Genomic DNA, 9,513 nt, shown 5'->3' on the forward strand with positions numbered 1-9,513 from the left:
GAAGGAGGGGGAGGGGCGGCCTTGACCGCTGCGGAAGTTCGTCTTGCCGGGGCCGACCCAGAGGCGGGGGGCGCCGGAGGGGCGGCCGCCTGGACAGAGACGCCCTGGGCCAGACGTTCCTCCAGCCGGGCGATCCGGGCGGACAGGCCGGACAAGGACTCGTCCAGCTCCTCGTTACACAGGCGGATCAGACACAGCTCCGCGTCGGTGCGGCGGTTGCTGCTCCGGGCCAGGTCGGCGGTAGCCTGCTGGAGCAGGGAGAGGATCTGAAGCAGCCGCCGGGCGCTGAACTGTTCGCCCAGGTTCCGCATGGTGGCTTCGTCGTAGCCGCCGGTGAGCAGGGCGGCGCTCCCCTGGGGGGCGGTCTTGCGCAGCAGCAGGTCGCGGGCCAAAGAGGACAACTCGCTGAGGACTGAGCCCACGTCCTTGCCATTGGCGTACAGCCGGGACAGGGTTTCCAGAGCGGCGGCGGTGTCGTGAAGGGCAATCTGCTCCATCAGCCCGGCAGTCTCCAGATTGCCGGCCAAACCCAGGGTGTCCAGAATCTCCCGCTCGTCCACCCGCTGCCTGCCGCCGGAACACTGGTCCAGCAGGGACAGGGCGTCCCGCAGGCCGCCGTCGGCCAGCCGGGCCAGGAGGGCGGCTCCGTCGGCGGTCAGGTCGATGCCCTCCTGCCGGGCCACATAGTCCAGCCGCTGGGCGATCTGGCCGGGGAGGATGCGCTTGAAGGAGAACTGCTGGCACCGGCTCTTGATGGTGGCGGGCACCTTGTGCAGCTCAGTGGTGGCCAGGATAAACATCAGGTGGGAGGGGGGCTCCTCCAGGATCTTCAGCAGGGCGTTGAAGGCGGGGGTGGACAGCATGTGGACCTCGTCCACGATGTAGACCCGTTTACGGACGGCGGCGGGGGTATAGACCGCCTCGTCCCGGAGGGCGCGGACCTGATCCACACCGTTGTTGGAGGCGGCGTCCAGCTCCAGCACGTCCAGAATAGAGCCGTTTTCAATGCCCAGACAGGCGGGGCATTGGTTGCAGGGGTTGCCGTTCTGGGGATTGTGACAGTTGACCGCCCGGGCCAGGATCTTGGCACAGGTGGTCTTGCCGGTGCCCCGGGTGCCGGTGAACAGGTAGGCGTGGGACAGCCGGTCCCCGGCCACCTGCTGCTTCAGCGTGTCGGTGATGTGGGACTGGCCCACCACGTCGTCGAAGGTGCGGGGGCGCCACTTGCGGTACAGGGCCTGGTACATCAAATCACCTCGGAATTCAAAAAATAAGACTCGGCGCAAAGCAAGGCCGCACACCGGCCTTTGAAGCGTGGGATATGCCCGTTACCTGGACAGCCGGCTCAAGAACAGTGACCCCGCGGCACACGCGGCGGGCCGCTTAGTGCTGCTCGGTTCCCCGCCTGACACGGTTCACGGAGCCGCGTTGCGCGGGACCGGTCTATCATCGCTGCTTATCCAGGGCAGACAACACATCACACGTCCGGGGGCCGGGATTCATCCCCGCTTTAGCGGATTGCGGGTTCAGGGCACCGCTATCTCCCCGACTAGTGCGGCCTTGCTCCACGCCGAGACGGGAACAGAGCTAAACTGTATTGTACTATATTTTTGCCGTTTTAGCAATGATAATTTTTTAATTCCGCTCCAACCTGTAAAATTTCCGGCTGTTCCCTCCAAAATCATCCGGTACAGGTAGCCGGACGTTCCAGCTCCAGGGCCGCTGTAGTTTGCTTTGCAGGCCGGATATGAGGCGCTTTCCGGCCGATACAAAGGGTCAAACGGCTGTTTTTCTCTTTTCTATTGACAAATACCCCAATTTCCCCTAGAATTCCTCTTACTGTGTCTGCGGCCCTGTAGACCGCCGGACGTGGCGCGGCCGGACCTGACGACGGGTCAGTTTCCTTTGCACGGCTCCGGTTACCCCCTCTGTCCGCGCAGGGACGGCATTGCGCGGCTGTCCTGTCTGCAGTCGGGGCTGGGCCCCGCAAAGGGGCCTGTATCCAATCGCAAGGAGGTGTATCCATGAAAAAGAAAAGCAGCTTCAGCGGCTCGCTGGGCTTTGTCCTCTCCGCGGCGGGAAGCGCGGTGGGCGTGGGCAATATCTGGCGCTTTCCCTATCTGGCGGCCAAGGACGGCGGCGGCCTGTTCCTCATCCTGTACATCGCCCTGGTCTTTACCTTCGGCTTCACCCTGCTGACCACCGACGTGGCCATCGGACGCCGGACCCAGGAAAACGCCATGCGGGCCTTCGGCTCCATCGACCGGAGATGGGCCTTTCTGGGCTACCTCACCTTTCTGGTCCCCGCCCTCATCATGACCTATTACTCCGTCATCGGCGGCTGGATCTCCAGATACCTGGTGACCTACCTGACCTTCCGGGGGGCCGACGCCGCCCAGGACGGGTATTTCGTCTCCTTCATCACCTCCCAGTTTGCCCCCATCGTGTTCATGCTGGCTTTCCTGTCCGTCACCGCCTTCATTGTGTACCGGGGGGTGGAAAAGGGCATTGAAAAGTTCTCCCGGATCATCATGCCCGGTCTGATCCTGATGGTGGTGGGCATCGCCCTGTTCTCCCTGACCCTGCGCCACAACGACGGGACCGCCCTGCGTACCGGGCTCCAGGGCCTGGCCGTCTATCTGACGCCCAATCTGAAGGGCGTCACCCTCTCCCGGTTCCTGGGCATCCTGCTGGACGCCATGAGCCAGCTGTTTTTCTCCCTCAGCGTGTCCATGGGCATCATGATCACCTACGGCTCCTATGTGAAGAAGGACGTGAATCTGAGCCGTTCCCTGGGTCAGATCGAGATCTTCGATACCCTGGTGGCGTTCCTGGCCGGTCTGATGATCATTCCCGCCGTGTATGTCTTTTTCGGCACCGAGGGCATGGCCTCCGGCCCCAGCCTCATGTTCATCTCCCTGCCCAAGGTCTTTGAGGCCATGGGCCCCCTGGGCGCAATCATCGGTCTGGTGTTTTTCCTGATGGTGGTCTTTGCCGCGCTTACCTCCAACGTCTCTATTATGGAGACCCTGGTGGCCAACTGCATGGAGCTGTTCCACACCTCCCGGAAGAAGATGAGCCTCATCATCGCCCTGCTCTCCGCCGGAGCGGCCACCGTCATCTGCCTGGGCTATAACGTCCTCTATTTCGAGGTGGATCTGCCCACCGGAGCCCAGGCCCAGCAGCTGCTGGATGTGGTGGACTACATCAGCAACAGCTTCCTGATGCCTCTGATCTCCCTGCTCACCTGCATTCTGGTGGGCTGGATCATCAAGCCCAAGTGGATCATCGAGGAGATGGAGTCCAGCGGCCACCCCTTCCGGCGCAAGGCCTTGTACGCCTTTATGATCCGCTATGTCACCCCGGTGATGATGGCCCTTTTGTTCCTGGAGTCCATCGGCCTGCTGAGCTATCTCCGCCGGCTCCTGCTGGGATAAGCCCTGATATAATCGCCCTCCGGCTTGCTGTGAACCGGAGGGCGGTTTTTTATCCCCCGCCCCGGGATTTTTTCTGAGGAACGGATTGTTTGCGGGTCTAATTTTATGGATTTCACATCTATCCAAACCGGCGTTTTTTCTGTATGATAGGAGCGTCAAACAGATAAAATAGGTAAGAATGTGATTCCCACAGGAGGAAATCAAACATGAGAAAGACCAAGATCATCTGCACCCTGGGTCCCGCCGTGGACAGCGAGGATATGCTCCGCACCCTCATCCGCGCCGGCATGGACGCCGCCCGGTTCAACTTTTCCCACGGCAGCCACCCGGAGCATCTGGCCCGTCTGAATCGCCTCAAGTCCGTCCGGGACGCTATGGGCCGCCCGGTGGCCACCATTCTGGACACCAAGGGCCCGGAGATCCGTATCAAGAGCTTTGACGCCAAGACCGTCACTCTGGAGACGGGGGACCCCTTTACCCTGACCACCGACGACGTGGTGGGGGACCGGTCCCGGGTCTCCGTCACCTACCCCAAGCTGCATCAGGAGCTGGCCCCCAGCCAGCAGGTCCTCATCGACGACGGTCTGGTGGCCATCCGGGTGGAGGAGATTGCCGGCCACGACATCCGCTGCACCGTGGAAAACGGCGGCACCCTGTCTGCCAACAAGTCCATCAACATCCCCGGGGTCCACATCCGGCTGCCCGCCCTCACTGAGAAGGACGTGGCCGACATCCGCTTCGGGGTGGAAAACGATTTCGACTATATCGCTGCCTCCTTTGTCCGCCGTGCCGCGGATGTGGAGGCCGTTCGCCAGGTCCTCCGGGACTGCGGCGGTGAGAACGTGAAGATCATCGCCAAGATCGAGAACCAGGAGGGCGTGGACAACGTGGACGAGATCCTGGCCGCCGCCGACGGCATCATGGTGGCCCGGGGCGATCTGGGGGTGGAGATCCCCGCCGCCAAGGTGCCCGTCCTGCAAAAACAGATGATCCGCAAGGGCCTCCAGGCCGGCAAGCCCGTCATCACGGCCACCCAGATGCTGGACTCCATGATGCGGAATCCCCGGCCCACCCGGGCCGAGGTGTCCGACGTGGCCAACGCCGTCTTTGACGGTACCGGCTGTGTCATGCTGTCCGGGGAGACCGCCGGGGGGAAGTACCCTGTCGAGTCCCTCACCGCCATGGTGGGCATCGTCACCGAGGCGGAGCAGTCCATCGACTACTGGCGCCGGTTCCAGAAGCAGCGGATCACCCCCGCCTCCAACATCAACGACGCCATCACCCATACCTGCTGCCTGACCGCCATGGATCTCAACGCCACGGCCATTCTGGCCGCCACCAGCTCGGGCCGCACCGCCCGGATGATCTGCCGGTTCCGGCCGGCCTGCCCCGTGGCCGCCCTGACCATGCACGAGAAGGTCCGCCGCCAGCTGGCCATCTGCTGGGGGGTCATCCCCCTCCTCACCGGAGAGGTCAACTCCACCGACCGGATCTTCTCCCTGTCCGCCGAGGTGGCCCGGAAAGAGGGCCTGGTCAAAAACGGGGACACTGTGGTCATCACCGCCGGCGTTCCCCTGGGCAAGAGCGGCTCTACCAACCTCATCAAAGCCCAGGTCATTGACGAGGAGGATCGGTAACGCTGAAAAAGCGGACCGCCCGGGGTCTCTGACTGAGATCATATCCCCTGGTGAAATGGTGATGCATCGATGAAAAAATTACTGGATCTGTTCAAACATGATACGGTTTTGGCCGTGTCCTGGCTTCTGGCTTTGGTTTCCGCCTTGCTGGTCCCGCCGGACCGGACTTACCTGGGTTATCTTGATTTTCATACGCTGGGCCTGCTGTTTTCCCTTATGGCCGTCATGGCGGGGCTCCAGCGCCTGGGGCTGTTCCGCCGGCTGGGAGAATTCCTGCTGGCCCGGACGTCCACCACCCGTCAACTGGAGGGGGCCCTCATCTTCCTGCCCTTCTTCATCAGCATGGCGGTGACCAACGACGTGGCCCTCATCACCTTCGTCCCCTTCGCTCTGGAGGTGCTGCGGATGGCCCGCCGGGAGGAGCGGCTGATCCAAACGGTGGTGATGCAGACCATTGCCGCCAATCTGGGCAGCATGGCCACCCCCATCGGCAACCCCCAGAACCTGTATCTTTACTCCCATTATGGGCTGGGACTGGGCGTGTTTTTCCGGACCATGCTGCCCTTGACCGTTGGCTCCGCCCTGCTGCTGGCCCTGTTTCTCCTGCTGACCCCCTCACGGCCCCTGGCTGTGCCGCGGTTTGGGGATGGACGGCCCCTGGACCGGCGGAAGGTGGCGCTGTATGCCTGCCTGTTTCTCCTGTGTCTGGCCGCAGTGGTCAAGCTTATCCCGGTCTGGTGGCTCACCCTGCTGGTCCTTGTGACCCTGCTGGCCGCCGACCACCCCGCTCTGGGCCGGGTGGACTACTCCCTGCTGCTCACCTTCGGAGGATTTTTCATCTTTGTGGGGAATTTGGGCCGGCTGCCCCTCTTTCGTCAGGTCTTGGGGCAGCTCCTCGCCGGACGCGAGGCGATCTGCTGTGTCCTGGCCAGCCAGGTCATCAGCAACGTCCCCGCCGCCCTCCTCCTGTCCGGCTTCACGGAAAACGGCCGGGCCCTGCTGGTGGGCGCCAATCTGGGCGGACTGGGAACCCTTATCGCCTCCATGGCCAGCCTGATCTCTTATAAGCAGGTGGCCCGGGCCGATCTCGGGCTCCGTGGCCGGTACTTATGTTGGTTCACCGTGGCCAATCTGATCTTTCTGGCCGCTCTGCTGGCCCTGTACGGGCTGCTGTACGGATAGATTGCGCTCCGGACCGCTTATGCGGTCCGGAGCTTTTTTAAAAAATTTACCTTTTTTGTCGTTCCCTCTTGACTTTGCCGCTTCCCTGCGTTAAACTTCAACGGAGCAAAGTAATAAACCTGCCGGCTCATGTGTCTGATAAAGAGAGGAATGGTTACTTATGATCATCAAAGCTGTCATGCTGCTGGTATTCTTCGGCGTCATGGTGTGCATCGGTTTGTACTGCCGGAAAAACGCCACCGACGTCAACGGCTTCGTGCTGGGCGGCCGGTCTGTCGGTCCCTGGCTCACCGCCTTTGCCTACGGCACCTCCTATTTCTCCGCCGTGGTCTTCGTAGGTTACGCCGGGCAGTTTGGCTGGAAATACGGCATCGCCGCCACTTGGGCGGGCATCGGCAACGCCCTGCTGGGCTCCCTGCTGGCCTGGGTGGTTCTGGGCCGCCGCACCCGCATCATGACCCAGCATCTGGACTCGGCCACCATGCCCGAGTTCTTCGGCAAGCGGTTCGGCTCCACCTCCCTGAAAATCGCCGCCTCCATTATTATCTTCATCTTCCTGATCCCCTACACCGCCAGCCTGTACAACGGCCTGTCCCGTCTGTTCGGCATGGCCTTTGACATTGACTACACCGTCTGCGTCATCGTCATGGCGGTCCTGACCGGCATCTACGTCATTGCCGGCGGCTACATGGCCACCGCCATCAACGACTTCATCCAGGGCATCATCATGCTGTTCGGCATCAGCGCCGTCATTGTTGCGGTGCTTCAAAGCCAGGGCGGTTTTATGGCCGCGCTGGAGAGCCTGGCCAAGGTCTCCAACGAGACTGCCAGCGGCCCCGTGGCCGGCGCCCCCGGCGTCTTCGCCTCCTTCTTCGGCCCTGACCCGGTCAACCTGCTGGGCGTGGTCATCCTTACTTCCCTGGGCACCTGGGGCCTGCCCCAGATGGTCCAGAAGTTCTACGCCATCAAGAGCGAGAAGTCCATCGACACCGGTACCGTCATCTCCACCCTGTTCGCCCTGGTGGTGGCCGGAGGCTGCTACTTCCTGGGCGGCTTCGGCCGGCTGTTCGCCGATGTGGTGGGCGTCACTGAGAACGGCACCCCCGTAGGCGGCTTCGACGCGGTCATCCCCGCCATGCTGTCCGGCCTGCCCGACATTCTGCTGGCCGTGGTGGTCATCCTGGTGCTGTCCGCCTCCATGTCCACCCTGTCCTCCCTGGTGCTGACCTCCAGCTCCACCCTCACCCTGGACCTGCTGAAGGGCCATGTGGTCAAGGATATGGACGAGAAGCGTCAGGTCTTCATCATGCGCTGCCTCATCGTGGTGTTCATCGCCATCTCCGTGGTGCTGGCTATCATCCAGTACAAGTCCAGCGTCACCTTCATCGCCCAGCTCATGGGCGTCAGCTGGGGCGCTCTGGCCGGCGCCTTCCTGGCTCCCTTCCTCTACGGCCTGTACTGGAAGAAGGCCACCAAGACCGCCTGCTGGGTCAGCTTCCTGTTCTCCACCATCGTGATGGTGGCCAACATCTTCGTTCGTTCCTCCTTCCCCACCCTGCTGCAGTCCCCCATCAATGCCGGCGCCTTCTGTATGATTGCCGGTCTGGTCATCGTGCCGGTGGTCTCCCTCTTTACCGCCAAGCCCGACCAGAAGCTGGTGGACGATGCCTTCTCCTGCTACGAGGAAAAGGTTCTGGTCAGTCAGCGCCAGGCGCTGGGCGACCGCAAGTAAAAGGGCTTTCAAAAGTGTGAAAAGTGTGGTATGCTTGTGGGCATACCACACTTTTCGGCACTTTAACATCTCAGAAAGGACGAGTTCCATGATTGTAGATTTTCATACCCATACCTTCCCGGAGCGGATCGCCGCCCCTACCATTCAGAAGCTGGCTCACATGTCTCATATCAAGCCCTTCTCCGACGGCTCCAATTCCGGTCTGGCCGCCTCCATGGCCGCCGCGGGGGTGGATTACTCCGTGGTCCTGCCTGTGGCCACCAACACCCGTCAGGTCTGCCATGTCAACGACAGCGCCGCCCAGGTCAACGACAACTACCGCAAGACCGGCATCATTTCCTTCGGCTGCATGCACCCCGACTTTCCCGATTGGAAGGAGGAATTGGCCCGGATCGCCAATATGGGGCTGAAGGGGATCAAGCTCCACCCGGTCTATCAGGATGTGGATCTGGACGACCCCCGCTATCTGCGGATTCTGGACCGGTGCGGGGAGCTGGGTCTGATCGTGCTGACCCATGCCGGACTGGACATCGGGATCCCCGGAAAGGTAAACTGCTCCCCGGACATGACTCTGCGGGCGCTGAAACAGGTCGGTCCCGTTCGGATGATCCTGGCCCATATGGGCGGCTGGCGCAACTGGGACCAGGTGGAGGAACTCTTGGTGGACACCGATGCCTATCTGGACACCTCCTTCACGCTGGGCCGCATGACCCCTCTCGGCGACGGCTTCTACGGCCCCTCCGAGCTGAACATGATGGAGGAAGAGCAGTTCCTTCGCATGGTGCGGGAATTTGGCGCGGACCGCCTGGTCTTCGGCACGGACAGCCCCTGGGGCGGTCAGGCGGAGGATGTGGCCCGGTTCCGGGCCCTGCCCCTCACCGACGAGGAGAAGGCGGCCATTCTGGGGGGCAACGCCCAGAAGCTGCTGGGACTGTAACAATTCTCATACGACTATGGACAGGCCCTGCCGCAGGTTTACGGCAGGGCCTGTTTTTTGTGAATTTATTCTCACCGGGGAACAAAACCTTGACAGCCGGACCGGCTGGGGCATTCTGAGGACATCTTCCCCCAACCGCCGAGGGTGCGGCAGCGCCGCTGGCTATCCCCCGGCGGTCAGGCGGCGGTTAGCACTGCCCTAGCGATAGAATTTGTGACAGCCGATGGTGGTGTGGTAAGTACGGTTGTTGACGATCCAACGTCCGGCGGACAGGGCGGGGGCGTAGAAATACAGGCAGTCCCCCACCACATCGGCTCCCTCCAGGCATAATTTGGCTGCCAGGACAGCGGAGTCAGTGGGCGGGTCGTAGATGGTGCCGTTGGAGGTGGGCTCGAACTGGACGCCGTTTTTGGTGTCAAAGACCACGCTCTTGACGGTGTTGGGGAACTCGCGGCTTTTCACCCGGTTGAGCACCACGTTGCCCACGGCGATCTGGCCCAGCAAGGGCTCCCCCCGGCTCTCCGCCGAGATCACCCGGGACAGCCAGTACAGGTCCTCCTCATTGTAGGCGGCGGAGGGGGGCTGGGC

Annotated in this window: 7 protein-coding genes and 1 other RNA gene; 5 read left to right on the plus strand and 3 right to left on the minus strand. The window is 62.2% G+C overall.

The genetic code is table 11. From position 1 onward, the window contains the following. Together dnaX and ffs are read right to left on the minus strand one after the other, a co-directional pair. The coding region (gene dnaX / locus I6E39_RS10855) for a DNA polymerase III subunit gamma/tau (protein WP_235381602.1) at positions 1-1,247 on the minus strand (1,247 nt) is incomplete at its 3' end. 46 nt (positions 1,248-1,293) lie between these two features. Further along, positions 1,294-1,558: signal recognition particle sRNA large type (gene ffs / locus I6E39_RS10860), an RNA gene on the minus strand. Positions 1,559-2,024: 466 nt separating this feature from the next. On the opposite strand from ffs, the gene I6E39_RS10865 reads away from it, so the two are divergent. The 5 genes from I6E39_RS10865 (at position 2,025) to I6E39_RS10885 (ending at position 8,925) form a co-directional block, all read left to right on the plus strand. Next, positions 2,025-3,437: a sodium-dependent transporter gene (locus I6E39_RS10865; RefSeq protein ID WP_235381603.1), complete on the plus strand. Its 1,413-nt coding sequence runs from the start codon at positions 2,025-2,027 to the stop codon at positions 3,435-3,437. Positions 3,438-3,643: 206 nt separating this feature from the next. Continuing rightward, positions 3,644-5,074, plus strand: coding sequence for a pyruvate kinase (pyk, locus tag I6E39_RS10870; protein ID WP_235381604.1), 1,431 nt, complete (start codon positions 3,644-3,646; stop codon positions 5,072-5,074). Positions 5,075-5,143: 69 nt separating this feature from the next. Next, positions 5,144-6,256, plus strand: a complete 1,113-nt coding sequence (locus I6E39_RS10875; RefSeq protein WP_235381605.1) for an SLC13 family permease — start codon at positions 5,144-5,146, stop codon at positions 6,254-6,256. Between the two features lie 160 nt (positions 6,257-6,416). Continuing rightward, complete coding sequence (locus tag I6E39_RS10880) at positions 6,417-7,988, plus strand: sodium:solute symporter family protein (RefSeq protein WP_235381606.1); 1,572 nt, start codon at positions 6,417-6,419, stop codon at positions 7,986-7,988. 88 nt (positions 7,989-8,076) lie between these two features. After that, positions 8,077-8,925 carry an amidohydrolase family protein gene (locus I6E39_RS10885; protein ID WP_235381607.1) on the plus strand — a complete coding sequence of 283 codons (849 nt, stop codon included), beginning with the start codon at positions 8,077-8,079 and terminating at the stop codon, positions 8,923-8,925. 198 nt (positions 8,926-9,123) lie between these two features. Here the strand turns inward: I6E39_RS10885 and I6E39_RS10890 are convergent. Further along, on the minus strand, positions 9,124-9,513 hold a 390-nt coding region (locus I6E39_RS10890; protein ID WP_235381608.1), incomplete at its 5' end, for a cell wall hydrolase.

This window comes from Pseudoflavonifractor phocaeensis, from assembly GCF_021531375.1.
In the GTDB taxonomy this organism is placed as follows: Bacteria; Bacillota; Clostridia; order Oscillospirales; family Oscillospiraceae; genus Lawsonibacter; species Lawsonibacter phocaeensis_B.